Source organism: Arthrobacter sp. Z4-13 (genome assembly GCF_054792705.1).
The window spans coordinates 2,515,408-2,540,933 of record NZ_CP096459.1; the positions used below are offsets into that span (position 1 = coordinate 2,515,408).

Annotated in this window: 16 protein-coding genes; 3 read left to right on the top strand and 13 right to left on the bottom strand. The window is 62.2% G+C overall.

The genetic code is table 11. From position 1 onward, the window contains the following. Positions 1–2: 2 nt before the first annotated feature. Positions 3–413 (bottom strand): DUF2304 domain-containing protein, encoded by a 411-nt coding sequence (locus M1E07_RS13380; protein WP_461187159.1) that lies wholly within the window; start codon positions 411–413, stop codon positions 3–5. Positions 414–416: 3 nt separating this feature from the next. Continuing rightward, positions 417–1,190 carry a glycosyltransferase family 2 protein gene (locus M1E07_RS13385; protein ID WP_461187160.1) on the bottom strand — a complete coding sequence of 258 codons (774 nt, stop codon included), beginning with the start codon at positions 1,188–1,190 and terminating at the stop codon, positions 417–419. 158 nt (positions 1,191–1,348) lie between these two features. Here M1E07_RS13385 and M1E07_RS13390 point away from each other — a divergent pair, with 158 nt between their 5' ends. Continuing rightward, positions 1,349–3,406 (top strand): DUF6541 family protein, encoded by a 2,058-nt coding sequence (locus M1E07_RS13390; RefSeq protein WP_461187161.1) that lies wholly within the window; start codon positions 1,349–1,351, stop codon positions 3,404–3,406. A gap of 46 nt (positions 3,407–3,452) precedes the next feature. On the opposite strand, the gene M1E07_RS13395 is transcribed toward M1E07_RS13390, so the two are convergent. The 6 genes from M1E07_RS13395 to glf form a co-directional block, all read right to left on the bottom strand. Continuing rightward, positions 3,453–4,496, bottom strand: coding sequence for an ABC transporter substrate-binding protein (locus M1E07_RS13395; protein ID WP_461187162.1), 1,044 nt, complete (start codon positions 4,494–4,496; stop codon positions 3,453–3,455). A gap of 83 nt (positions 4,497–4,579) precedes the next feature. Then, the gene (locus tag M1E07_RS13400; protein WP_461187163.1) at positions 4,580–6,655 is read right to left on the bottom strand and encodes an acyltransferase family protein; all 2,076 of its coding nucleotides are present in this window, start codon (positions 6,653–6,655) and stop codon (positions 4,580–4,582) included. 185 nt (positions 6,656–6,840) lie between these two features. Next, positions 6,841–7,590: an ABC transporter ATP-binding protein gene (locus M1E07_RS13405; protein ID WP_307094533.1), complete on the bottom strand. Its 750-nt coding sequence runs from the start codon at positions 7,588–7,590 to the stop codon at positions 6,841–6,843. 1 nt (position 7,591) lies between these two features. Further along, entirely contained in the window at positions 7,592–8,461 is an 870-nt protein-coding gene (locus M1E07_RS13410; protein WP_461187164.1) for an ABC transporter permease, read from the bottom strand. After that, the gene (locus M1E07_RS13415) at positions 8,462–10,453 is read right to left on the bottom strand and encodes a glycosyltransferase (protein ID WP_461187165.1); all 1,992 of its coding nucleotides are present in this window, start codon (positions 10,451–10,453) and stop codon (positions 8,462–8,464) included. After that, the gene (gene glf, locus M1E07_RS13420; RefSeq protein WP_461187166.1) at positions 10,450–11,637 is read right to left on the bottom strand and encodes a UDP-galactopyranose mutase; all 1,188 of its coding nucleotides are present in this window, start codon (positions 11,635–11,637) and stop codon (positions 10,450–10,452) included. Before glf ends, M1E07_RS13415 begins: the two co-directional genes overlap by 4 nt. A 304-nt stretch (positions 11,638–11,941) precedes the next feature. On the opposite strand from glf, the gene M1E07_RS13425 reads away from it, so the two are divergent. Beyond that, positions 11,942–16,030 carry an FtsK/SpoIIIE domain-containing protein gene (locus M1E07_RS13425; RefSeq protein ID WP_461187167.1) on the top strand — a complete coding sequence of 1,363 codons (4,089 nt, stop codon included), beginning with the start codon at positions 11,942–11,944 and terminating at the stop codon, positions 16,028–16,030. A gap of 33 nt (positions 16,031–16,063) precedes the next feature. Here the strand turns inward: M1E07_RS13425 and M1E07_RS13430 are convergent, their stop codons facing one another. After that, positions 16,064–16,567 (bottom strand): hypothetical protein, encoded by a 504-nt coding sequence (locus tag M1E07_RS13430; protein ID WP_461187168.1) that lies wholly within the window; start codon positions 16,565–16,567, stop codon positions 16,064–16,066. Between the two features lie 230 nt (positions 16,568–16,797). Here M1E07_RS13430 and M1E07_RS13435 point away from each other — a divergent pair, with 230 nt between their 5' ends. Continuing rightward, positions 16,798–17,046: a WhiB family transcriptional regulator gene (locus tag M1E07_RS13435; protein WP_015937605.1), complete on the top strand. Its 249-nt coding sequence runs from the start codon at positions 16,798–16,800 to the stop codon at positions 17,044–17,046. Positions 17,047–17,145: 99 nt separating this feature from the next. On the opposite strand, the gene M1E07_RS13440 is transcribed toward M1E07_RS13435, so the two are convergent. From M1E07_RS13440 to M1E07_RS13455, 4 genes are read right to left on the bottom strand one after another with little or no spacing between them, the layout of a single operon-like run. Continuing rightward, on the bottom strand, positions 17,146–18,615 hold the full coding sequence (locus M1E07_RS13440; protein ID WP_461187169.1) for a sensor histidine kinase: 1,470 nt from the start codon (positions 18,613–18,615) through the stop codon (positions 17,146–17,148). Between the two features lie 28 nt (positions 18,616–18,643). Then, positions 18,644–23,497, bottom strand: a complete 4,854-nt coding sequence (locus M1E07_RS13445; RefSeq protein ID WP_461187170.1) for an NAD-glutamate dehydrogenase — start codon at positions 23,495–23,497, stop codon at positions 18,644–18,646. A gap of 57 nt (positions 23,498–23,554) precedes the next feature. Then, positions 23,555–24,862 (bottom strand): AAA family ATPase, encoded by a 1,308-nt coding sequence (locus tag M1E07_RS13450; RefSeq protein ID WP_461187171.1) that lies wholly within the window; start codon positions 24,860–24,862, stop codon positions 23,555–23,557. Beyond that, positions 24,859–25,503 carry a hypothetical protein gene (locus M1E07_RS13455; protein WP_461187172.1) on the bottom strand — a complete coding sequence of 215 codons (645 nt, stop codon included), beginning with the start codon at positions 25,501–25,503 and terminating at the stop codon, positions 24,859–24,861. The genes M1E07_RS13450 and M1E07_RS13455 overlap by 4 nt, the downstream gene beginning before the upstream one ends. Positions 25,504–25,526: the final 23 nt, after the last annotated feature.

Consider the following 25,526-nt stretch of genomic DNA (forward strand, 5'->3'; position numbering starts at 1 on the left):
TGTCATCTTCTCTCGGTTGGCGGTGTTCCGGGTCCCGACGGACCGTCGTCTGCTGTCGGCTGGGTAATGCTGATCTGATGCTGCAGTTGCTCGAATCCGGCGCGAAGAATAGCCACTTCTTCAGCGAGAATTCTGGTTTCGTCCTCCAGGACGGTCAGTTCACGTGATACGTGAAGACTGACTCCCACCAGCAGCAGAATCGAAAGGGAGAAGAGCAAATTGGCGGGCACTACCACGCCCACCATCGACGCTGCCCAGTTCAGCAGTCGAGGAAACATGCCCAAAATGATCGTGAGACCACCGATGACAAGCCACAGGATGGCGTACTTCTCGCGAAGACGCCCATTGCGGAGCATAACAAGGACAACCGCCACCATAATGATGGCAAGAATCAAGGAACCGGCAACATTCATTCCTTAGGCACTTCCCTCTCCGGCGATGTCGCCGGACAGCGGCGCATGTAATTCGGTCAGCCGGGGTGTCCTGCGTCGCGCCAGCGCGAAACAGAGAACAAGCCCGGACCTGGCTAGGTAAATGGAGGCCTTGAACGGACCCTGGCTGGGGGTGCCCGCCTGACGGGCTTTCATCTCCACCGGTACCTGGGTCACCGTGCAACCGGACTTGATCGCCACGACAAGGGAGTCGATAGTGTCGCCCAGGTACTCGGCCGGAAAGTGCGATATATATTGCCGGATGGCTGCCTCGTTCCCGGCGCGGAAGCCTGACGTCACGTCTGTCAGACTCGTCCCGGCGATGCGGGAAATCACCTTGGCGAGAAAAAACATGGCCCAACGGCGAGGTCCCTTTGCACCGTAGTTGCCTCGGCCCGCGAACCTTGCGCCGATTGAGATGTCTGCATGCTCGAGGCCCGCCAGCACGCGATCGATATCGTGCGGATCGTGCTGTCCGTCAGCATCTACCTGAATAACGGCGCGGTACCTGTTGCGGAGAGCGTACTTGAACCCCGCCCGCATGGCCCCGCCGACGCCGAGGTTGAACGGCAAACGAAGTACTGTGGCCCCGGCTTCCTGGGCGATCCGCGGCGTGTCGTCCTTGGAGCCGTCATCGACGACCAGAACGTCATGCTGAGGAACCGTAGATAACACGTGGCGGATGGTGTTCCCGATCGCTTCCGCTTCGTTCCACGCTGGCATGACAATGAGCACGCCAGATCGCTGTGAGTTACGCATGATTTGCAAGTATAGCGGTGAGAGCGCGTCCCCCTTGACTGCAGAAAGCGACGTGCGGGGCCGACGCCCCGACCTAACTCCCCCCTCGATGCCCGTGAATTCCAAGCAAGTTGCCCCTCCCTTGTAAGGTTGGTGGTGACTTATGAGGAGCTTGATCGATGACTTGGTGGGAAACCCTCCCTACGTTCGCCGCAACATTACTGGTCTACTTCCTGCCGGGCCTGCTGATCCTTGCCGCAGCTGGAGTGCGGCGGCTTAATCTCGCAGCTCTGGCGGCACCGGTCTCTGCTTCGGTGGCCGGCTCTATAGCTGTCGTACTGCCTTACCTTCGGCTCCCGTTTAACCCTGTCACGTATTTCGCCATCACGGGCTTGCTCGCCGGGCTGGTGCTGGCCGTCAGGCACCTGCTCCGACTGCGCCGGGAACGGGCCGGGCTCACCGCCACCCACTGGCGTCTCGAGTCAAACCTCCGCTTATCCGCCTCGGACACTGGTATCTGGGTGTCGCGGCTGGCCATCCCGGTGGCCGTCCTGTTTCCAGCAGTGATCATCGGTGCGCGGTACGTCGCTGGCTTCGGTTCCCCGGAGAGCTTCTCCGAGACCTTCGATAATATTTACCATCTCAATGCCGTCCGTCACATTGCAGAGACCCAGAATGGTTCGACGCTGATGCTGGGCAACCTCACCGAGGCATCCCGCGGGCTCTACCCAGCAGCCATGCATGACTCCATGGCTCTGGTACTTATGCTTGGCGCGCCTTCGGTAATGGTGGCTGTGAATGTCGGGACTATCGTCACCGGCGCGGTCATCTGGCCGCTGGCATGTCTGTTTCTCATCAGCAGGGTGGTCGGCTACCGGCCAATGCCGCTGCTCGCGGCCGGCGTGCTGTCTGCCGGTTTCAGCGCGTTCCCCTATCTCATGGTCGCCTACGGCGTTCTGTATCCGAACCACGCGGCGCTCGCCCTGCTTCCGGCGGTCTTGGCTCTGGCCATCGAAGCCCTCGGGATGTCGCGTTCCCCGGGAAGATCGTGGCTGCCTCCCGGGCTGGCCTTGCTGGCCACTCTGCCTGGCCTTGCATTGTCCCACCCCAGCGCTTTCGTGGCGCTCCTTGGTTTTGCCAGTCCCGTAGTCGCTGCCGCCTGCGTGCGCGCCGTGCTAGCCGCCAGGAACGGTGCTTCAACCAGGTCCAGCGCCTGGAAATGGCTGGCGTTCGCTGCCATCTACGCTGTGGTGACTTTGGCTGTATGGATCGTCGTCCGCCCTAGTCTTTCTACGGCGGGGTGGACTTCGTTCCAGACTAACGCGAAGGCCCTCGGCGAAATTCTGGGCAGTGCCCCGATGGGTACTACGACGGCTTGGCTCCTTATGATCCTCACGGTCATCGGCCTTTATGTCGTTGCGCGCCATTTCCGGCGGCTGTGGTGGGTGGCAGGCATGTACGCCGTTGGCGGCGTGCTTTTTGTCGTTGTCTCGAGCTGGTCAAACGGCGCATTCCGAGATTTCCTCACTGGCGTCTGGTATACCGACAGCTACCGTCTTGCGGCCCTTCTGCCGATGGTCACTCTGCCAGTTGTTGTCCTGGGTGCAGAATGGGTCGTTTGGCGTGTGCGCTGGCTTGCGGGTACGTTCGTGGGTCAAGCGGCCAGCAATACCGGCCCATCGCAGAAAGTTGCCTCCCGGCTACTGGCCAAGCTGCCTGGGAGAACCGAGGCAGCCGTGGGCTGCACGGTTCTCCTGGTACTCGGCCTCGGCGTTCAGGGTGGATCCCTTAACGGAGTGCAGAACCGTCTTCATACTGTTTTCTCAACCAGTGACGTCTCCGGCCTTGTGAGCACCGACGAAGTCGCCCTGTTCAACCAGGTGGCCGGGCTGGTCCCAGCTAGCGATGTCATCGTAGGCAACCCCCGAACGGGCGCGGCGCTCGTCTATGCGTTCAGCGGGCGACGAACCGTTGCGCCGCACATTTTCGGCATCAGGACCGAACAGGAACAGCTGCTTCTGGACCACTGGAGCGAGGCTGCGTACAACCCCCGCGTCTGCCCGGCCATCCATGACCTCAAAGCCTACTGGGCGCTGGACTTGGGCGATACCGAAATCACCCCCCGCGCCGAACCCCTGCTCGGCGTCCGGGACCTTGCCGATGATTCCGCCCCCGGCGTCGAATTGGTCAGGGCAGTCGGCAAAGCCAGGCTGTTCCGGGTCACCGCGTGCGGCTAACGGTCAACGACGGCGGCCGTACGGAGCCGCCGTCGTAGCCTAGTGCCTATCTGGACTTTGAGAGATAGGCCGTCTTGGCAATTTCTGGAACGATGTTCCTTCCGGCCCAGGCGATGCCAAGCGGGGAGCCCGATTCCATGGACAAAGCCTCGTTCCCTGACACGAAATAGACCTTCCCCTTCCCGAAGGCTGGCAATGAGGGCACCGCCCCCTTCGCCTTGAAGGCAGCCATATCGTCAGCTCCGATGGAAACAACCAGGACATCGGCGGAAAGTTCTGATGCCCGCTCGCCTGGCAGCCAGTAGGAGGCCGGGACGTCCGAGGTATCCGCGGGCCGCCCCTGAGCCTGAGCGAACTCCAAAACGGGCGCGTTGCTGGCCAACCCGAATTCCTTCAGGAGTTTCACGGGCAGGGAGGAATCGGAGAATACGCGAATATCTGCGCCGGGAACCGAAGACGCGCTTAGGTACAGAACAGTGGACCCCGGCAGTCCTGGATAGTCCTGAACTGCGGACTTGATCGCATCCTGCGTTGTGTCGATCAGAGCCTTCGCGGCGTCTTCACGGCCCAGGACGCGGCCGATGAGCCTGACACTGGACCGCCAGTCACGTACTGTTTCGTTCTTTGCCGGAATTACCACCGGCGCAAAATCCGACAGCTCCATATACATGTCCCTCGACAAGCTTGAGCCGAGACCCAAAATTACGTCCGGCTTCAGCTTCTTGATTTCCTCAACCGGTATCCCCTGCCGGTCATTGAAGAAGTATGGGACGGGCGCGTCGATTGCCCTCATGGCCACAGTGAACCAAGGGGTCTGCCCTGTTTTGGACATGCCCGCCGGACCGAGTCCCAGTGCCATGCAGATGTCTGCTTCTGCGGCGCCCAGTACCACCACGTGTTGGGGCGGAGCGTCGAGGGTGGTTGATCCAAACTCGTGGTCGACAGTAACGGGGAAGGCATCGGCGCTGGCAGTCGCCAGCACGGTCTTCGGTTCCTGCGCACAAGAAGCGAGCGCCAAGGGCAGGGCACCCATGATCGCAAGGAAACCGCGCCGTCCAAACTTCTGTACTTCGCTGTCCTTCATGGCCATCTATTCAATCCTCAGCAACTCGTTGGGTTTACTCATCCCGGAAACGGCAAACGGACAAGTCCGCTTGTACAGCTGCAGCGAAATCATCCGGAAGCCTCGCGGAAGCGCGACTCAAGGACGGGCTGCAAAGATCTCATATAGCTCCTTGACACGTGATCGGCGTCAAAGTAGACGTGCAAGCCGCCGATGGCGGCGTAACAACTACGCAGATCGCAGAACTGGTCGGACAAGTCCAGCACATGCGCGTTGGCGGAGCCAAGTTTTCTTACGCCTTCCGCCATAGGGTCTGGCGGCAGCGCCAAGGCGCGCTCATTCGCGCATGCCGGAGCATTCCCGCGGTTGCGTGCCAGGCATTCGGGCGTGCTCTTCTTGAACGTCAACGGAGTGTCCCGCAACAGGAAAATGCGCGTGCCGTTCTCTGCCCAGACACCGATCCTGGACCGGACGCCGGTGGCGTATTGTTCAAGCTGTGAGCCACCGCTCCCATCATCGACGGTCTCCTTGGATCCGAACGATGAAACAAACACCATGTCCGGGTTCTCAGCCAAGATCCGGTCGGAGACCAGCCGGCTCCAGTCGAGGCAGCGCTGCTGAACCACAGTGCTGCGGGTGCGGACATCCATAAAGGCCACCCGCGTGGCGTCAATGACCGGGCAACCGCCGAGAAGACTTTCATGCAGCCGCCAACCGTTCTTTCGGGCCAGCTCGATGATGCCCACCTTCCACTGCTCTGCATGGGAATCCCCCACGAGCCAGACGTCGGCCGCCCCTTGTTTCCCGCCGGAGAAGTCGCACTCGTTCAGGTATCTCTTGTCCTGGACGGTAATCGGATTGGATGCCAGCTTGCATTCCGGTTCTGAAAACCAGGGGGCTTCCGCCGGGCCGACGTTGTTTACCAGAGGATCGCCGAAGGCATTCGGGCAGTTGTTCTCCGGATTCATGCTGCGCCCTCCATAGCACGGGCTATTCTCGAGGTCACGAATGCGCTGGGCCTCGGCGCTCTGAGCTACCCCCGCCCCCGTCAAGAGTGCACCACACAGCAAAGCCATGACAGACATCGCGGCCGCCATGGACAGCAGTGTTGCTCGCGGTTTGGATCGTGCAAACAATTTGCTGCGGCCCGGGTCCTCGACAAATTTTTTGGTCAGTCCGGACAACAGGAGTGCGATTGCGAGCAGGCCGAACCGGTCTGTTGTGGATAACTCACGGGTAAGCAGACTCGGGCCCAGCACGATAAGCGGCCAATGCCACAAGTACAAGGAGTACGAAATGTCGCCCAAATACTGGACCGGGCGGGCGTTCAACGAAAAGTTGGGTGACCACAATGGCCCGCGGGGTCCTGAGACGATGACCAAAACCGTTCCGAGGACCGGAATTAGTGCGAGATAGCCCGGAAACTGTGTCTGTTGAGTGAAAACAAGCGCGGCGGCGAAAATCAAACCATAGCCAAGCCACTGCAGGCAGCCCCTGACGTTCCAGGACGCGGGCCCGGACTGGCGGACGCGCTCCGTGGCCGTCAATGCAATGAGCGCTCCAGCTGCAAACTCGTATGCACGCGTGGGTGTGACGAAGTACGCCTGGCTCTTGCTGGTCTCAGTGAAAAAGACGCTGAACGCCAACGACGCCGCGAACACAACGCCCATGCCTGAAAGCAGCACAACCCTGTTGTTAGCGGATTTCCGTCGAGCCAGCACAAAGAGACCGAGCAACAACAGTGGCCAGACGAGGTAGAACTGTTCTTCCACCGACAAAGACCAGTAGTGTTGAACGGTCGATGCCTGCTCATTGTGGGCCGAGTAGTCTACGGACTTGGCGGCGAGCACCCAGTTCTCAACGTAAAAAGCTGACGCGAGCGTTTCCTGCGCCACGCTGGTCCAGCGTGAGAAGGGAAGCATAAGCCAGGCCGCCGCCAAGGAAACTACGCCAACAAGCAGTGCTGCGGGCAGCAGCCGTTTGGCACGACGGGCGTAAAACATACCAAGACGGAGTCCGCCGGTTTCGTCAAGTTGTGCAAGGAGATGCTTGGTGATCAGGTAGCCCGAGATGACGAAGAAAACGTCGACACCGACGTAGCCCCCCGGGAGCAGGTCCGGCCACAGATGGTTAAGGACCACCAGGCCGACAGCGATAGCCCTTAACGCTTGAATATCCTTGCGCACGCCGGTTGACCTGGAGCGCCGGAGCTCAGATCGCACGAGAGTGGACTGCTCCGTCACTCCTGCTCCTCATCCATCAAATCTCTTCATAAAGCACCCGTTGATGAGGCGCCGGCCGGCAGCGGCACGTTCAAGGGTACCTTGCTGCGTCCAGCCCTACTGTCCACAGCGGCATGCATTGGCCTGGCTCAGGCTGCAGACCGTCGCCTGAGTTGCGCCACCACGTCCCGGACGGGTCCGTCCATCAGCACTTCGCCGTGTTCCAGCAGGACACCGCGCTCACATACTGTGGAAACGAGGTCCAGGTCATGGCTTACGACGAAAAGCGTCTTGCCTTTGTCCGACAGCTCCTTGATCTTCGCAATGCACTTGCGCTGGAAGGGTTCGTCCCCGACGGCGAGGATTTCGTCAATAAGGAAGACCTCGGGGTCGGTATGGACCGCGATGGAGAACGCCAACCGAAGGTACATGCCCGAGGAATAGAACTTTACTTCGGTGTCGATGAACTCACCGATCTCAGAGAACTCCACGATGGAGTCAAACATCTCATCGATGTGTTTCTCCGACATACCCAGGATGGCGCCGTTCAAATAGACGTTGTCGCGTCCACTGAGGTCATGGTGAAAACCGGCTCCGACCTCGATCAGCCCTGCTACCCGGCCACGCGTGCGCACGGTTCCGCCGTCCGGCTGCAGCACGCCCGAGATCAGCTTCAACAGAGTCGATTTGCCGGATCCGTTGAGTCCCATGAGGGCCACGGTCTCTCCCTGCTTGACCTCGAGCGAGACGTCCTTGAGTGCAAGGAACCTCTTGGAGAGATCGCCCTTGCGGCCCTTGACCAACCACACGAGAGCTTCCTTGAGGGAGCGGGTGTGCCGCAGGACGAACTGCTTCCGGAGACCGGTACAGCTAATGGCTACGTGGCCGTGCGAGGTCATGTCAGAGCTCCTGGGCGAAGTGTACGGAAAGGCGGCGGAACATCAACTGACCAAGAAACAGGATGGCGAGTGAGATGAGCAGTGACAAGGGGAGCCAAAATCCCAGCAGGTCGGGGGGCATGGTGTCGCTGACCACCTGGTTCGCCTTCAGCGTCGGCTCCCAGAAAGTCCAGTGGAAGACTTCGACGGCGGTGGTGATCGGGTTCAGCTGGTAGAGCCAGTACCAGGGCCCCATGACGCGCTCCACCATGGTCCAGACATAAAGAACAGGCGAGGCCCAGGTGACAACCATAACGATCATGTCCACGATGTTCTCGGAGTCGCGGAAGTAGACGTTGACCGCGCCAAACATGAGGCCAAGGCCGGTAGCCAGCACTGCCATCATGAAGAAGATCAGGACGGCCGCGGCCAGTTGCAGGACAGACGGGCTCCACCCCACAACCAGGCACGCGGCGACCAGCACCAGCAGTTGCGGCAGGAAGTGAGCGGCCGAAACCCACACGGTAGCCGCCGGAAACAATTCCCGCGGCAGGTAGATTTTCCGGATCAGGTCCCGGTTATCCACGATGGAGCGGGTGGCATTGGACAAGGATTCCGTGAAGAAGTTGACCAGCACGATGCCCGAAAAGAGGTAAATGGCGTAGTTCGGTGTCCCTTTCTCAAGGTTCAGGAAGACGCCCAACGCGATGAAGTAGATGAGAAACTGCATCAGCGGTTTTACATAGGACCACATCAGCCCGAGCACGGATCCCCGGTAGCGGATTTTGATTTCCTTGCGTACCAGCAGCTTCAGCAGGAAACGGTCGCCGTAGATGTCGAGGAGACCCCGGCCTGTCCCAGGCTTAACCAGCTCGTCGATCTGGCTGCCCATTTAGCGGCCATCCTGGGAGTCGGCGTCGAACGTCTTCTTCCAGGCCGCCATCGAGGTGATCTCCGGAACGGCACTGCGGTACTGCTCAGCCAGCTTGTCCCACTCACGGTAGAGCCGAAGGTGCAAGCGGGTGGCCTCGGCCAGCATCGACTTAAGCTTTTTGGGATCACGCCGGTACCACGAGGCCCCGGTGCCCTCGGCGTTGGACACAATGACGCTGTCGTAGTGTGCAAGCCGGAACCAACGGTTGTCGCGGTGCGCCAGGAAGCCCTGCGGACGTTCGGAGCTCTCCGGCGCGGGGGTCTGAACAAGCTGACGCGACACCGTCTTGATGCCCCAGGGAACAAGGTCCTTCTTGCGCGGCATACCGATCGGGGCGCCCCCCATGGGGCCCCGGCCCAGCTTTGGCGCCGGGAAGTCGTCAACGTCGTCCTTCAACTGGGCGTCCGGGTATTCGGATTTCAGCGCATTGATTTCAGGAAGCCTGGTGGCCAGGACCCGGTGGAGGTCATCGGGTCCCTTGAACATGTCCTTAAGTGCTTCAATCCGGCCGTGCTCGGTAAAGTACTGCATTGATACAAGGTGCTTGACATCGGCCTGGACAGATTCACGCAACACACGCCCACCTTTGGGGTAGGGGCTGTGGATGAGGGTAGTGATCAGCCTGTTGCGTTCATGGAAATATGACTGCCAACCGACCATGTCGTCTTTGTCGGCCCATGAGACGTGCCAAACCGCTGCACCCGGCATCGATACTGTCGCGTAGCCGGCCTCCCGGGCACGGAGACCGTATTCGGCGTCGTCCCACTTGATGAACAGCGGGAGAGAGAGCCCGATTTCCTCGATCACCTTCGTTGGGATGAGGCACATCCACCAGCCGTTGTAGTCGACGTCCACCCGGCGGTGCAGCCAGGCGGTCTGGCGAAGGTTGGCGACGCTGAAGTCGTGACGGAGTTCCATGTCGGCGTGCGGCTGGGCCGGCACGATCCGGTAAGGATCGACGACCTCACCAAAAGTGTGGAGGACGCTGCGGCTGTACAGGTCAAACATGTGTCCGCCGACGATTGTCGGTCTGCGGCAATGGTCGGCGAACGTGAGAAGCCGGACAATGCTTTCGGGCTCGACAACTATGTCGTCGTCAAGCAGCAGGACGTAGTCGCTGCCGTTCTCCACAGCCTCGTACATGCCGCGGGCAAAGCCGCCGGACCCGCCCAGGTTTGCCTGGTTAATCACCCGCAATTTGCCCCCGAGGGACGCTTCTACCTCAGCGAAACCCTCCTGGTCCTCCACCTTCTCCGTGCCCTGGTCCACGATCAGGATTTCCTTGACGTCGGTGAGGACGTCCAGGTTTTCCGCCAGGATCCGGGCGTTGTTGAGGCAGAACCCGGGCTTGTTCATCGTCGTGATTTCCAACGTCACCTGCCCGTTTTCACGGGCGGCCTCCGCTGTCTCCCACTGTCCGCTTTCCAGCACCAGTCCGTCAGCGGTGGCAGCGAGATCAAACCAGTACCAGCCGCCGTCACCAAATGGTTTGAGCGGTAGCTCGAAAATCGAGGTGGTATCCGCTTCGACGTGGCGGCCGTCAACCCGCTGAATTGAACCGCGGGCGTTTGACTTGTAGACCGTGACTGTTCCGGCGCCCCTTGTCCTGACGACGAGCCGGATATCCCGGACGGACGTCCACCGCCGCCAATAACTCGCGGGGAATGCATTGAAGTAGGTGCCGAAGGAAACCTGCTCGCCGGGTCGAACCCGCATGGATTCCCGTGACAGCAAGTCCTCAAAGTGCGCCTGGCTCACGCCGGAGCTAAACATCTGCAGTTTGTCTTCGGGCAGCTTCGGCGAGCGCGCCAGTTCGTCATTCTCCCGCAAACGGATACCACTCGCCGGACCGGCATCCACGTAAAGCGGAATGGTGTCCGTCTGGTCGGCGGAAGGGAGGATCACTCGCTGAAGAACGCTCCATGAGGACGACTCTTCAGTAGTAGTCATGCGTCCACGCCTCCGCTTTCCAGCTGTACGCCGCTCTCAAAGTGCGGCCGGATCTTGTTGTCGAACATGCTCAGCGCGGACCCGATGGCCATGTGCATGTCGAGGTATTTATAGGTTCCCAGCCGGCCACCGAACAGGACGGCCTTCTCCGCCGCTGCCAGGTCACGGTATTTGAGCAACCGGTCGCGGTCTGCAGAGGTGTTAATTGGGTAGTACGGCTCGTCGTCCTTCTCGGCGAAGCGCGAGAATTCGCGCATGATGACCGTCTTTCCTGTCTGGTAATCACGCTCAGGGTGGAAGTGGCGGGGTTCGATGACGCGCGTGTACGCCACGTCGTCGTCGTTGTAGTTCACTACCGATGTTCCCTGGAAGTCCCCGACCTCAAGAACCTCTTCCTCGAAGTCGATGGTGCGCCAGGACAGGTCGCCTTCAGCGTAGTCAAAGTACCGGTCGACCGGGCCGGTGTAGATCACCGGGATGTTGCCGACAACTTTGTTTTTGCTGTACTCGTGCGACTCGTCAAAAAAGTCTGTGTTCAGCCGGACCTCGATGTTCGGGTGCTCGGCCATCTTTTCAATCCACGCCGTGTACCCGTTGGTGGGCAGACCCTCGTACTTGTCGTTGAAGTACCGGTTGTCGTAGTTGTAACGAACAGGCAACCGCGAGATGATGCCGGCCGGCAGGTCTTTCGGATCCGTCTGCCACTGTTTGCCGGTGTAGTGCTTGATGAACGCCTCATAAAGGGGCCGGCCGATCAACTGGATGCCTTTGTCATTGAGGTTCTGCGGATCAGTTCCGGCAAGCTCGCCGGCCTGCTCCTGGATGAGGTCCCTCGCCTGGCCAGGGGTCAGGTTGGCGCGGAAGAACTGGTTAATCGTGCCCAGGTTGATCGGCAGGGAATAGACCTCGCCCTTGTGCACGCCGTAAACCTTGTGGACATAGTTCGTGAAGGTGGTAAACCGGTTGACGTACTCCCACACGCGCTCGTTGGATGTGTGGAACAGGTGGGCACCGTAGCGGTGCACCTCGATACCCGTTTGCTCTTCTTTTTCGCTGTAGGCATTGCCGCCGATGTGGTGGCGGCGGTCGATGACTACGACCTTCAAGCCGAGCTCAGTAGCGGCCCGTTCTGCGATTGTCAGGCCAAAAAAGCCGGACCCTACAATGACGAGGTCAGCGGTCACAAAATCTCCTGGTTTGAATGCGGGCAGCGCAATGGTGCGCATTGTCTGCTGCTCTAGCCTACCCGAGGCACTGCAGGCGCCGTCGAATCAAGCGCCGCCGCAGGCGGGCCGAAGATCCGGCTTGCGCTCAGGCAGAACGCCGTGTTCACACGGCTTCCCGCAGAACCCGGGACCGCCACGCGGTCGTAGTTTCCAGCGATGCCAACCGAGCGGCGCCGGCCGTTGTCCACATACGGAAACTCTTCCGAGCGACGCGGCGAACCGCTCACTAGCGTGGGTGAAAAGGCCGTGAGGATTTGTACCGATGAGATTCCATTGCACGCTGGTCCGCAGCCCCAATTCCGGGCTGCAGGAATCACCACTTGAACTGACCATTAATGCTCCCGAGGGGACCCCTGGCGAAGTTGTCCATGCTCAGCTGATCCAAAAGTTCGCGACTGGGCCTATCACGATCAATGGCAATGACATCCGGTGGATGACAGTGGGCTCGGAACCATTGACCAACGGCGCCATTCTTGTAGACAGGGCCTCACAGCGGAACGCCCGGAAGGTCCGACGGCGGGCGCCGGCCGAGGACGCCCGCCTCGCCCTTGCTGTGCACACCGGTGTAGGGGCGGGCACCGTAGTGCCGCTGCGGCGGGGCTCCTACTCCTTCGGGCGGAGCGGCACGCGCATCGTCATCCCGGACCCGGAACTGTCCCGCGAACACGCGCGCCTCGACGTCACCGAGACCGAGATCATGATCATCGACCTGGACAGCGCAAACGGCATCCACGTCGACGGGGAACGGGTCCGGAACGCCGTCATCTCCACGGACTCGATCATCACCTGTGGCAACACAACTATGTCGCTGGTATTTATGGACCTGGCGGACAAAACACTTGCCTACGCCGGGACCTCCACACAGCAGCCCCTCACCGTCCCTGGCCGAATGGATACAGGCAACAGGACGATGCTCCTGGTGACCGCCCTTCTTCCTTTGCTGATCGGGATAGGACTTGCCGTGCTCACAGGTGTGTGGATGTTCCTCGCCTTTGCAGCCGGATCGGCAGTGTCTGTCCTCGTGCCCCTCGCCTCAGGGCGCCGGCAGCGCCGCGACCTCGCTAAAGCCGTCGCAGCGGCCGTGGCAGAAGACCGGGAAAGACGACGCCGGGCCGGCCCTTCCCTGGCGATCCTAACGCTGGCCGTCAGTCAGAGGCAGGCTCCTACCTCTGTTTCCTCTGGCGAAGAAGGCGCATGGCTGCGGCTCGGGGAGTCTCCGCAGCCCGCAAATGTGAGAGTCGAGCCAGCCGCCTTGCTGGTGCGCGTCCCCTCCTTATGCACAGTTCCTGTGTTCCTGGACCCAACGGTCCAGCGGACCACGTTCCGGGGACCAAGTGCAGTGGCGGACGGGATTGTTCGTTCCTTTGTGATGCAACTTGCCGGCTACCCCACGGGCCACGGCACACGAATCGTGATTTATGGTGAAGCAGGTCGCCTTCCCTTGGGCGCCCGCTACTTGCCCGGAGTCATTCTCACCGCTTCTGCCCACGACCTACTCCGCATCCTCAGCGAGGGCTTCGGGCGGAGTTATCAATACGGCGTACTCCTGCTGGCACCCTGCGATTCAGGCGACGACGGCGGCACCGTTGGCGAAAGTGCAGCGGCGTTGGGTTGGCAGGTCCTTGAGTTTCTCGCGCCTGCAGAAGGTGCAAGCGCTTGTGATGTGGAACTTTCCGAGCGGAAATCCGTCTTGCGGCTTACGGCCGGCGATGTCACCTTTGTCCCTGATCTGGCACCGGAGGACGTCTTCCTCAGTTTCTGCAGACAGCTCGCCTCGCGTCGCGAACGGCGGGTCAACGACGAACCGGCTGTCCCCACTGTGTGCTCACTCCAGGACGTGCTGCAGCTCTCTCCTCGCCAGACTGCTGCCCGCTGGCAGGCAAGCGGCGCGGATCACGGCCTCAACATTCCTTTAGGGCTGGGCGCCATGGGACCGCGCACCCTGGACCTTCAGGTCGACGGCCCCCACCTACTGGTTGCCGGAACCACAGGCTCCGGCAAGTCGGAGCTCCTCCGCAGCCTCACCCTAGCTTTGGCCCTGAGCTACCCACCCGAGCGGGTTAATTTTCTTTTTGTGGATTTCAAGGGCGGATCAGGGCTCGGTCCCCTCGCGGAACTTGTGCACTGCGTCGGGCTCCTGACGGACCTGTCCGCTGACGACCTCGAACGCACCCTTACTTCCCTCCGTGCAGAAATCCGGCTGCGCGAGGAAGCGCTGGCTTCCGCCCGGGTGCCGGATATCGCGGCATACCGGTCCACCCGCGCTTCACAGGATTTCCCCCTCCCCCATCTGGTCATAGTCATTGATGAGTTCCGCATGCTCGTGGATGATGCCCCGGAAGCTCTCCGGGAGTTGATGCGGATCGCAGCCATTGGTCGCTCGCTGGGACTCCATCTGGTTATGGCCACCCAACGGCCACAAGGGGCCCTGACCGCAGACATCCGGGCCAATGTCACCTCGAGCATTGCGCTTCGGGTGCAATCGGAGATGGAGTCCTCGGACATCATCAATTCCAGAGTTGCGGCCGCCATCAGCATTGACGCACCGGGCCGGGCCTTCCTGGCACGCGGTACGGAAGCTCCGCAGGAATTTCAGACGTCAGCCGTAGCATCAACCAACGGCGAGTCCCGCTTGGCGGACGCAGTCGAGGTGCAGCTCGCCGTGGACGGTCTCGCCTCCGCCGGGATGGCCGGCCCTGAAAGTCGCCTCTGCACCGGGCAAACACCTGCTGAGGCCGCAGCGCCACTGGTTGCCATGGTGCGGAACTTGTGGCTTGAACGTAATGGAGCGGCGCCGAGGCGGCCAGTCGCTCCTCCCCTTCCTGCGAACCTGACCGCCCCGCAAGAGGCAACACCGACATCTCCAGCCGGCAGCGACAGGAGCACGGGATGGTCAATTGAGCTCGGCCTGCTGGACCTGCCGGAAAAGCAACGAGTGGTGCCACTTGAGTGGAGTCCGGCCGAAGACAGTCACCTGGCCTTCATCGGCGCTCCGTCCTCCGGCGCCACAGAGGCGCTCGAACTAGCCGTTACGCAGTTGCTTCTGAAACCGTTCAAAGCACACGGCTACATTTTGGATGCTGGCAGTACCTTTCTGGATATGGGAACCCACCGCAGCATCGGGGCGCATGCGGGCCTGCATGAACTGCGGCGCGGCGTCCGGGTGCTCGAGCGGCTGAAAAAGGAATTGGCACGCCGGCTGAGCCGAGCCGCCGAGCATGGTGAAGCGCCCTTGGTACTTGTTATCTCCGGCTGGGGTTCATGGGTTTCAGCGTTCCGGGCAGGGCCTTTGGCCTGGGCCGAGGATCTTATTCAGGACCTGGCCCGCGATGGCGGACGCGCAGGGATCATTCTGATGGTCGCCGGCGATCGCGAACTCGTCAGCTCCAGGGCGTTCTCGGCATTTCCGAACCGGCTCTACTTCCCCACCGGTTCCAATTCGGACAGCCGGATAGGGTGGCCGCGATTGCCAGCCACTGCCGAACTCAAAGGGCGCGCCGTGGCCTTCGGGCCTGTCTCCCACGGAGGGCCGGCTGTCGCCCAGCTGTACAGCGTGAGCCCTCACCACTCCTGGGATTCACCACCAGCGGCCTGCCTGGACAACAGCGAAGCAAGCCTGGACAGTTCGGAGAGCATGGGCAGCCAACCAGGCAAGCGCCCGTTCAGGGTGGAACAACTGCCGGCGTTGGTGCCGGCCCCGAAAATACGGCGGGCGGCAGAGTCTGCCGGAGTGGCAGGGCAGCTGACCGGGCGCGGCCAGCAAATAGCCGCTGCGGATAGCTCCAGATTGCAGGACATCCTTATGGGCCTGGGCGGTGACGAACTTGAGCCAACGTCCTGCAGACTGCAGGGGGCAGGAGTACTCACCGTCCTGGGCGGCCCTGGATCCGGAAAAACGAACGTCCTTCGCGCGCTGCCGCTGATGAATCCAGGCTTCCCGTGGCTCTGTCCCGAAGATGGGACTGACCCATGCGACTTCTGGAAGCGACTACTAGCCACCGCTGCAGCAGGTGAAACGCTAAAGGGGACGGTGGTGTTGGCTGATGATGCCGACCTCCTCCCCGCCGAGGCCATCCGGAATCTATCGGAGCTTAACGCCTTGGGGTACCCAGTGATTCTCACCGCGACCTACGGCTCCTTGCTCATACAACGCGTGCCACTGGTCATGAACTCCCGCTCGACCGGCACCGGCCTCCTGCTCGCGCCGCGTTCCATGCAGGACGGTGAACTCTTTGGGGTCCGATTCGAAGTGGAGCCCAACGCACCGCCCGGCAGGGGCGTCCTTATCTCCCAGGGCCTGGCCCGTAGCATCCAGGTGGGATGGGCTGCTCCCGTGCAGGAACACACCTAGGACACGCAAAAGACATGCACCCGGCCACCGCGGTCACAGGGCGGGGGTCCCGCTCCCGGTACGGGAAGCGAAACTGATGACCTTGTTATGGAACAGCAGCACGATGGAGGTGACGGCCGGGACCAGCATCGCCATTCCAGCCAAAGGCAGACCGCCAGTTAGCGTGGGAAATCCGATGGTCAGAACGAACAACTGCGCCACAAGCGCGGCCGCCCTGGTCCACCGGTATCCCCGGTAAAGGAACACCGCCACTGAATAGAGCCAGGCCGAGAGTGCCAGCAGCAGCCCGAGTGTGAAGACTGCGCCCCAGAACGAAAGAACGGGGCTCCCTGCTGCCAGCTGGTAGCCGTACCAGGCAGCGGCTGCCAATAGGGCTGTTGCCTCAGCCGCCACAATCAGCGCCACCACGAGGACAGCTGCCGGCCGTGCCGGGCGGGCCCCGCCCGCCTGCAGCTCCGGCGACGGCTGCCCCGGGCCTTGGCCCGCGCCTTCCGGGTCGCTCGGCGGGTTGGTGGGATACACAGGGGGTCTTGACACACTGGCACCCTACCGGACATAGTCGGACAGTGGTGAGGGCCAATACTGCCACTGTGACGTATCGCTCAGCGATCCCGGTATTTCAAGCCTTATTACCCCTTGTTTACACAGCGTTAACATGACAGGCTTGATTCAGATGACCAACGGGGCCCTGCCGGGCCCCTTTCCTTTGTAGCTACTAGTGAATAATTTCACAAGGGCTCTTCCCAGAATTGGAGCAACTGATCAGCATGGATTGGCGTAACCGCGCAGCGTGCCTCGAAAAGGACCCGGAACTGTTCTTCCCCGTCGGAAACACAGGCCCGGCCCTCCTGCAGATCGAGGAAGCGAAAAGCGTCTGCCGCCGGTGCCCGGTAGTGGACACATGCCTGCAGTGGGCTCTCGAGTCCGGCCAGGATGCCGGCGTCTGGGGCGGCATGAGTGAAGATGAGCGCCGCGCCCTCAAGCGGCGGGCAGCCCGCGCCCGCCGGGCTTCCTGATTCGGTCAGACACACAGGCGTAAGCTAAACAGCTCTTTTTGATAAGGCCCTGGCCGCAACCCGCAAAGGTTGCCGCCAGGGCCTTTCGCTGTCCCGTGACTACTTGGCTTCGAGGCTAAGGCGAATCTGAACGGCGGTGCCGCCGCCCTCACGCGGCTGCCACTGGATGGTGCCGCCGAGCTCGCTGGTCACCAGGGTTCGGACGATCTGCAGGCCGAGACCCTCAACGTGGGGCGTTTGAGGCAGGCCCACACCGTCGTCGGCGATAGTGACCGTCAACTCTTCCTCGCCTTCATCCCCTTCGGAGCGGTCAGCGAGAAGCCATACAGTTCCGGTACGCCCCTCAAGGCCATGCTCCACCGCGTTGGTAACGAGTTCATTGATGACCAGCGCCAACGGGGTGGCGAAATCACTGGGCAGTTCGCCGAACATACCGGAACGCTCGGTCCTGACCTGCTGCGACGGCGAGGCAACTTCTGCTGAAAGCCGGAACTGGCGCCCGATCAGCTCGTCGAAGTCCACGCTCTGCGTCAGGCCTTGGGACAACGTTTCGTGAACGAGGGCAATCGTGGCCACCCGGCGCATCGCCTGCTCCAGGCCCTGCTTCGCCTCGTCACTGACCATCCGGCGTGACTGCATCCGCAACAGCGCAGCAACGGTCTGCAGGTTGTTTTTCACCCTGTGGTGAATTTCGCGGATGGTGGCATCCTTGGTCACCAACTCCATCTCCCGCCGCCGCAGTTCGGACACGTCGCGGCAAAGAACCAGCGCACCGAAGCGCTGCTGCTCATCACGCAGCGGGATTGCCCGCAGTGACAGGCTCACCCCACGGGATTCGATCTCGCTGCGCCACGGCATCCGGCCGGTCACCACCAGGGGCAGCGTCTCGTCCACCATGCGGCGGTCCTTCAGCAGGCTCGCGGTGACCTCGGCCAGCGAGCGCCCTTCCAGCGATTCCCCGTCACCGAGGCGCCGGAAAGCGGAGACACCGTTGGGGCTGGCGTACTGAACGATGCCCTCGGCGTCAAGCCTGATCAACCCGTCACCTACACGGGGAGCCCCGCGACGGGAACCCGTGGGCGAGGCGAAGTCCGGCCACAACCCCAGAGTGCCCATCCGCAGAAGGTCGTACGCGCACTGCCGGTAGGTCAGCTCAAGCCGTGAGGGCATCCGCGAGCTCGACAGGTCCATGTGGGTGGTGACAACGGCCAGCGTGCGGCCGTTCCGCACCATGGGGACCGCCTCCACCCGCAGCGCCATGTCACTGCTCCAGTTGGTTTCACTGGAACGCTCAATGGAGCGGCTGTTCCAGGCTTTGTCCACGAGTGGCTGGAGATCCGGGCGGATGGGTTCCCCCACGAAGTCGCCGTGGAACACGGTATGGGTGGTGGAGGGCCGGACATGCGCCAGCGCCACGTACCCATGGTCAGGGTGGGGGAACCAGAGCGCCAGGTCCGCGAACGCCAGGTCCGCGACCATTTGCCAGTCCCCCACCAGGAGGTGCAGCCATTCGGCATCCCCCGGCCCGAAATCAGCATGTTCCCTGATGGGGTCCGTAAAGATTGCCACTGCACCTCCATTTGCGACGCCTGACTCGCTAGCGTCGAACGATTGACCTCAAGAGCCTCAATGCTACCGACAGTGAGGCCATATCGTCGGCCTCGAGCGCATTGACCTCATCAAACATGCTCTTCGCCCGGCCCAACTGCTCCGCGTTCCGCGCCTCCCAATCCTTCAGCCGCGCCTCAGGCGAGTCGGCAGAATTGGTGGCGTCCAGCACCGCCGTCGTCATGTCCGAGATGGTGGAGTACAGGTCATCGCGCAGGGCCGCCCTGGCCAGCGCCTGCCACCGGTCCTGCCGCGGCAGGCTGCTGATGCGCTCCAGCAGGGAGTCCGCGTGGAACCGGTTGAAGACGGTGTAATAGACCGCCGCTATCTCCTCCACGGGGTCCTTGCGGCCGCGGGCGATCTTGGCGATGTCCAGCAGGACAAAGCTTTCGAAGAGCTCCGCCCACCGCAGAGCCAGCCCTTCCGGGAGCTCCCAATCGCCCGCCTTCTCAAGCCATGCGGCGACCCTGTCCCGGTCATCGCCGCGCAGGTAGTCCAGCAGGCGGGCCCGCATGGGATCCACGAGGGGTTTGAATTCATCCACCACGTCGGCAATCGGCCGGGAAACGCTGCCCTGCCCCAGCAGCCACCGGACAGCCCGGTCCAGCAACCGCCGTATGTCCAGGTGAACTGTGCTCCAGTGCTCGGTGGGGAACGATGCCGGCAGGTTGTTCAGCTCCTCAACCATTACGTCGAGCTCGTACACCTCCCGCAAGGCAACGAATGCTTTGGCAACAGCCACTTCGGAGGCAGACGTTTCTTCCATGGTCCGGAAGGCGAACGTAATTCCGCCCATGTTGATCATGTCGTTGGCCACGATGGTTGCGATGATTTCACGCCGCAGCGGGTGGGTGTCCAGCTCCGCGTCAAACCGGTCGCGCAGCTGCTTCGGGAAGTAGGCCCGCAGCGTCTTCCTGAACCAGGGGTCGTCGGCCAGGTCGCTGTCCCGCAGGGCGGAGGTCAGCTCGATCTTGGCGTAGGCGGCCAGCACGGACAACTCCGGCGAAGTCAGGCCCTGCCCCTGCTGGAGCCGCTCCCTCAACACTTCCGTGGTGGGAAGCGCCTCCAGCTCGCGGTTAAGGTCAGCCTTCTTCTCCAGCCAGTCCATCAGCCGTTCGTAGCTGGGACTCCACTCGGCCACGCGTGTACGGTCATTCAACAGCAGGATGTTCTGGTCGATGTTGTCTTCCAGCACCAGCCGGCCCACCTCATCGGTCATCGAGGCCAGGAAACCGGCACGCTCTTCGGCCGACAGCTTCCCGGCAGCAACCATCCGGTCCACAAAGATCTTGATGTTGACCTCGTGGTCGGAGCAGTCAACGCCGGCAGAGTTGTCGATGGCATCGGTGTTGAGGATAACTCCCTGCAATGCGGCCTCAATCCGGCCGCGCTGCGTCATGCCCAGGTTTCCACCCTCGCCCACCACCTTCACGCGCAGGTCCCTGCCGTCAACACGGATGGCGTCGTTGGCCTTGTCCCCCACGGAGGCGTTGGACTCGGTGCTTGCCTTGGCGTAAGTGCCGATGCCGCCGTTGTAGAGCAGGTCGGCAGGAGCCAGCAGGATTGCACGGAGTAGTTCCGGCGGGCTGAGTTCGGTTGTTTCGGCGGGAAGTCCCAGGGCCGCCCGTACCTGGGCTGAAACCGGTATCGACTTTGCCTGGCGGGGGAACACTCCGCCGCCTTCGCTGATGAGGGACTTGTTGTAGTCGTCCCACGATGACCGCGGCAGTTCGAACAACCGCTGCCGCTCCACGAAGGAGGTTTCTTCGTCCGGGTTGGGGTCAAGGAAGATGTGACGGTGATCGAAGGCTGCGAGGAGCCGGATGTGGCGCGAGAGGAGCATACCGTTACCGAACACATCGCCGGACATGTCGCCCACCCCCACCACGGTGAATGGCTGGGTCTGCGTGTCCAGGTCAAGCTCGCTGAAGTGGCGTTTCACGGATTCCCACGCGCCCCGGGCGGTAATGCCCATCGCCTTGTGGTCGTAGCCCACTGATCCCCCGGACGCGAACGCATCGCCGAGCCAGAACCCGTATTCCTTGGCCAGACCGTTTGCGATGTCGGAGAAGGTCGCGGTTCCCTTGTCGGCCGCCACCACGAGGTAGGAATCGTCGTCGTCGTGCCTTACAAGCTCCGACGGCGGCACCAGCCTTTCGCCATCGCCCCCGCTGATCAGGTTGTCAGTCAGGTCGAGGAGTCCGCGAATGAAAGTCTTGTAGCTTTCGATGCCTTCGGCCATCCAGGCGGACCGGTCAACAGTGGGGTCCGGAAGCTGCTTGGCGAAGAAGCCGCCCTTGGCCCCGGTGGGCACGATGACGGCGTTCTTCACGGTTTGTGCCTTGACCAAACCCAGGACCTCGGTGCGGAAATCCTCGCGGCGGTCGGACCAGCGCAGCCCGCCTCGGGCCACCTTGCCGAAGCGGAGGTGAACGCCTTCAACACGGGGCGCGTAGACCCAGATTTCGAACATGGGGCGGGGGAACGGCAGCCCTTCAATTCCTGCAGGGTCGAGCTTGAAGCTGAGGTGGGGCTTGTACTGGTAGAAGTTGGTCCTCAACGTGGACTCAATCAGGTTCACGAAGGTCCGCAGCACCCTGTCAGCGTCAAGTGTGGCCACCTTTTCGATGGCCGCTGCCAATTCTTCACGGACGGAAGCCTGCGCCTCCAGCCGTTCCGCTTCATGCAGGAAAGGATCAAAGCGGGCGGCGAAGAGCGCGGTCAGTCCCTTGGTCACTTCCGGGTTAGCCAGCAGGGTATCGGCCATAAAACCAAAGGAGTTGGCATTGCCCATTTGGCGCATGTAGCGGGCGTAGGCGCGCAGCACCGTAATCTGACGCCACTGCAGTCCCTCGCGCAGGACCAGCCGGTCAAAGGCGTCCGATTCAGCCGCGCCGGTAACGGCAGCGGAAAAGGAGTCAGCCAGCAGCTGGCCTGTGGACACAGGATCCACTCCGGCCGGATACTTCAGCCCCAAGTCGTAGAGGAAGAAATCCCTCCGGTCCGCGGTCTCGATCTCGAACGGCCGCTCATCCAGCACCTCCAGGCCAAGGTTATGGAAGAAGGGCAGGATCTGGCTCAGGCTCTTGGGCTCCAGCATGTAGAGCTTGACCCGGGCGTCCTCCTCCAGCGTCGCCCCCGCTCCTTCCGGGAGGTAGACGTGCACGCCTGGCCGTTCCTGCCTGGCCCCGACAGTCCGCTCAGCTGTCGCACCGTATTTCTCGAAGCGGGCGATGTCCTCAAGGGCGTCCTCGACTTCGTAGTCCACGCGGTAGCTTGCCGGAAAGGCCTCGGACCAAATTGCGGCCAGCTCCTTCGCCTCTGCAATGTCACGCCCTTCCCGCAGCACCTCAGCGATACCTTCGCTCCAGGAGCGGGCGGCCCGCACGAGCCGCTTCTCCAGTTCCTCGGTGTTGACGTTGCTGACGTCGGCACCCTTGGGCAGGCGGATGCGGAAGAACAACCGGGCAAGCGCCGACTCCGTCATTCGCGCTTCATAGTCGATGGACACAGCCTGGAACGTTTCGCGGAGTTCCTGCTCAATGCGCAGCCGGACGTTGGTGGTGTACCTGTCCCGGGGAAGGTAGACGACCGCGGACATAAATCGGCCGTAGATGTCCGGACGAAGGAAGAGCCGGGTCCGCCTGCGCTCCTGCAGTTTCTGAATACCAAGAGCTGTTGCGGCGAGGTCCGGAACCTCGATCTGGAAGAGCTCGTCCCTGGGGTAGGTCTCCAGGATTCCCAGCAGGTCCTTCCCGGAATGTGAGTCCGGCGGGAAGCCCGCACGGCCCAGGACCGCATGGACTTTTTCCCGCACAATCGGGATGTTCCGGACGGAGCCGGTGTAGGCGCTGGTGGCAAAGAGGCCGATGAAGCGGCGCTCGCCGTTGACGTTCCCGGCGGCGTCAAAACTTTTAACCCCGATGTAGTCGAGGTATGCCGACCGGTGGACAGTGGAGCGGGAATTGGCCTTGGTGATGACAAGCGCACGCTTTTCGCGTGCCTTTTTCCTGCCCGTGTCGGTGAGGTGCTGGATGTGCGGTGCATCCGCCGCTGCCCGCAGCAGTCCCAGTCCGCTGTCTTCCCGCAGTTCCAGGACATCTTCCCCGTCCACGTTGACCAGGTCGTATTCACGGTAGCCGAGGAACGTAAAGTTGCCGTCGTCCAGCCAGTGCAGGAGGTCCTGTGCCTGGCGGAGCTCACCGATCTGCGTCGGGTTCGCGACCTTGTCCAGGCTTTCCGCAACCTGCAGCGCTTTCTGGCGCATGTGCGGCCAGTCTTCAACCGCTGCCCGGACATCGCTCAGTACCCGCTGCAGGCCTTGCATCAGCGCTGCTTTCGCTTCATCGGATACGCGGTTGATTTCAACGGCGATCCATGACTCCATATGCGAGGCGTTTTCACCCTGCGCTATGAGGTGGGACAGATTCGGCATGGCAGCGGTATCGCCGCTGGAGATGCCCAGGTGGGAGGGAACCCTGCTGACCTTTACCAGCGCCGCCGTATCCCTGTTACGGGTAGCCACAAAAAGGGGGTGTACCACCAGCCTGATAGCCGCGTGCTGCCGGACGAGTTCAGCGTTCACGGAATCGACGAGGAACGGCATGTCGTCGGTGACCACGAAGACCACACTGCTGTCTTCCTCATCGACAATGGAAACGCTCGCCTGGCCGGGTTTCCGCACCGACGCCACGTTTCGGTGCGCTTCCGCGCGCGCGGTCAGCATGTCTGCCGGATAGCTCCGGGCATCTTCTTCGGCTAGATGCTGATAGTAGTCCCCGATAAAGCCTTCACGGCCTTCAATGAAAAGGGGCTGATCCTCCACGCTGGATCCAGACGACATCGACACACGCCTCCATCACGAGATATTCGCTGCTTCGTTGCAGCTCTTACGGCGAGCCTAGTCTTTTAGCCTGCGGGCTGCTGTGGAAGAAAATACAGAGGTTTTCGACTTTTGCTGGGCGGGTGCACAAACGAGTAGAGCAATCGCGCGACGCAGGGGTGATTCAGGTGCCGCCTCCAACAACAGCGAGCCGCCCAGCAGTGCCGCGTCCGCGGCCGCCCTGTCTTCAGGGAGGAATGCCTTCAGCTCCGACGCCGGCCCGAACCTTTCCCATGCGTCCTGCAGCTGCCGCTCGGGGCCCCGGCCCACCGAGGAGGCCCGCGCCTTGTTCATCACCACAATGGGCGCGGCCTGGGGAACGGCGGTCTCGAGCTCGGCCAAACCCCGCACGAGCCTTGGCACTCCGACAGGATCCGCGGCGCCGACCGCGTAAACAGCGTCCGCGAGTTCGAGGGAGCGCAGAGTGGCCGCGTTCCTCCGGGGAGCCATGGTGTCAAAACTGAGCTCCTCGTCAGCCTCAAGGCAGAATCCGGTATCCACGACAACCACGTCCGCAATCTGTTTTGCCCGTACCAGGACGAGGGCCAGTGCGGATGCCCGGAGCTCCGTCCACCGATCCGCGCGGGTGATTCCGGTAAGGACCCGGAAAGAACCGAGTTTGGTCGCGACCGGCGTGGCCACTCTTCTGAGCGCGTGCGCGTCCAGGAGCCCCTGGTCAGCCAGCCTGCATGCTTGTGCCAGGCCGGCGGACTCATCCATCAGGCCCAGCACAGCCGCTATGCTCGCACCGTAACTGTCGGCGTCGACGAGAATAACGGACTTCCCCTCGGCGGCTAGTTCGCCCGCGATGTTCGCCGCGACCATGGTCCGTCCGGGCGACCCGGCCGGACCCCACACCGCGATGATCCGGCCAGGCCCCGACTCCTCCGGGTTGCTTGGCGGTGCCGCCGGAACAGGATGGAGGGCAGCGCCGGTGTCGGCAGCACCGCTCCGGTGCGCGCCCCGGGGTCCCCCGCCCGTCAGGTGGGCTACAGCCTCGGCAATCCTGTCTGACAGCACGGCCGATTCCACTCCGGTCAGGGCCGAAGCCACCCCTATCCCCCGGAGTCTTGCCGCTTCCTCAACCGAATCGGTCAGGGCAATAATGGCGACACCGACCGCTCCGAGCCGGTCCACAAGGGAAGCGGTCAGGCCCTCGGAACCCTCGGCAACGACGGCGGCCCTCGCCAGTCCGCTTTGGCACGCTGCCAACAACTCGGCCAGTTCCGCACATCTCCGGACTACAGTAACCGGACCATGCAGGCGTTCGAGCCCCCCGACCAAATCCTCGCGGCTCTGCCCAACGGTGACGACGGGAATACTCATCGGGGGCCGCCTCCGGGATTCCACACCACAGAGATTTTTGCTTCATTCGCCTGCGCCCCCAGCAGGGCAGGCATCTGGTTATCCTCCACCAACACCATCAATACGGTGGTACGGGACGAGCCGAGGGCCGTGGAACCGTCCGTCACCTCGGCTATTTCAGCGCCCGGAAGCAGAAGCTTCGGTTCGCTGAAGCCGTTGCGGGCATCGGGCTGGGCCACCCAGACGTCGACCCTGGCCCCTGCAACCGCCTGCGCCGGAAGGGTCTCCTCGATGGTCAGGGCAACGGGCTTACGGTCCAGTTGGTCCACTGCGCCTAGGCTTGCCCGGGGAACGAGCTGGTCCTTGCCGATCCTTTGCACCGCCACCATGTTCTCCGGCAGGCCGGACTCGGCGGTGATGTAGTGCGCCTCCGTCTCCCCCAGCCTGACCTTGGCGCGGACGACGTTCTCCGACGTCAGCTTTTCGCCCACCCCTATGCCATCGCGGGCCGCGTAAACCTCCGTGGTCCGGTCCGCGCTTCCCACCAGGAAAACGACGCCCGCCACGGATGCCAGCACAAGGAGAACACCTACCAGCAAGCGCGGATCCTTCCACGACGGCCGTTTCAACCGTGCGGCCGTGGCAGCTGACTCAGGAACCATTACCGTTTCTCCCCCTATGCGCA

What these genes read in the sequence shown, in the direction of transcription:
- M1E07_RS13450 (WP_461187171.1), bottom strand. Translation starts at nt 24,862, where the DNA reads ATGAGTATTCCCGTCGTCACCGTTGGGCAGAGCCGCGAGGATTTGGTC.
- M1E07_RS13425 (WP_461187167.1), top strand. Translation starts at nt 11,942, where the DNA reads ATGAGATTCCATTGCACGCTGGTCCGCAGCCCCAATTCCGGGCTGCAG.
- M1E07_RS13415 (WP_461187165.1), bottom strand. Translation starts at nt 10,453, where the DNA reads ATGACTACTACTGAAGAGTCGTCCTCATGGAGCGTTCTTCAGCGAGTG.
- M1E07_RS13390 (WP_461187161.1), top strand. Translation starts at nt 1,349, where the DNA reads ATGACTTGGTGGGAAACCCTCCCTACGTTCGCCGCAACATTACTGGTC.
- M1E07_RS13380 (WP_461187159.1), bottom strand. Translation starts at nt 413, where the DNA reads ATGAATGTTGCCGGTTCCTTGATTCTTGCCATCATTATGGTGGCGGTT.
- M1E07_RS13405 (WP_307094533.1), bottom strand. Translation starts at nt 7,590, where the DNA reads ATGACCTCGCACGGCCACGTAGCCATTAGCTGTACCGGTCTCCGGAAG.
- M1E07_RS13385 (WP_461187160.1), bottom strand. Translation starts at nt 1,190, where the DNA reads ATGCGTAACTCACAGCGATCTGGCGTGCTCATTGTCATGCCAGCGTGG.
- M1E07_RS13445 (WP_461187170.1), bottom strand. Translation starts at nt 23,497, where the DNA reads ATGTCGTCTGGATCCAGCGTGGAGGATCAGCCCCTTTTCATTGAAGGC.
- M1E07_RS13410 (WP_461187164.1), bottom strand. Translation starts at nt 8,461, where the DNA reads ATGGGCAGCCAGATCGACGAGCTGGTTAAGCCTGGGACAGGCCGGGGT.
- M1E07_RS13435 (WP_015937605.1), top strand. Translation starts at nt 16,798, where the DNA reads ATGGATTGGCGTAACCGCGCAGCGTGCCTCGAAAAGGACCCGGAACTG.
- M1E07_RS13395 (WP_461187162.1), bottom strand. Translation starts at nt 4,496, where the DNA reads ATGGCCATGAAGGACAGCGAAGTACAGAAGTTTGGACGGCGCGGTTTC.
- M1E07_RS13455 (WP_461187172.1), bottom strand. Translation starts at nt 25,503, where the DNA reads ATGGTTCCTGAGTCAGCTGCCACGGCCGCACGGTTGAAACGGCCGTCG.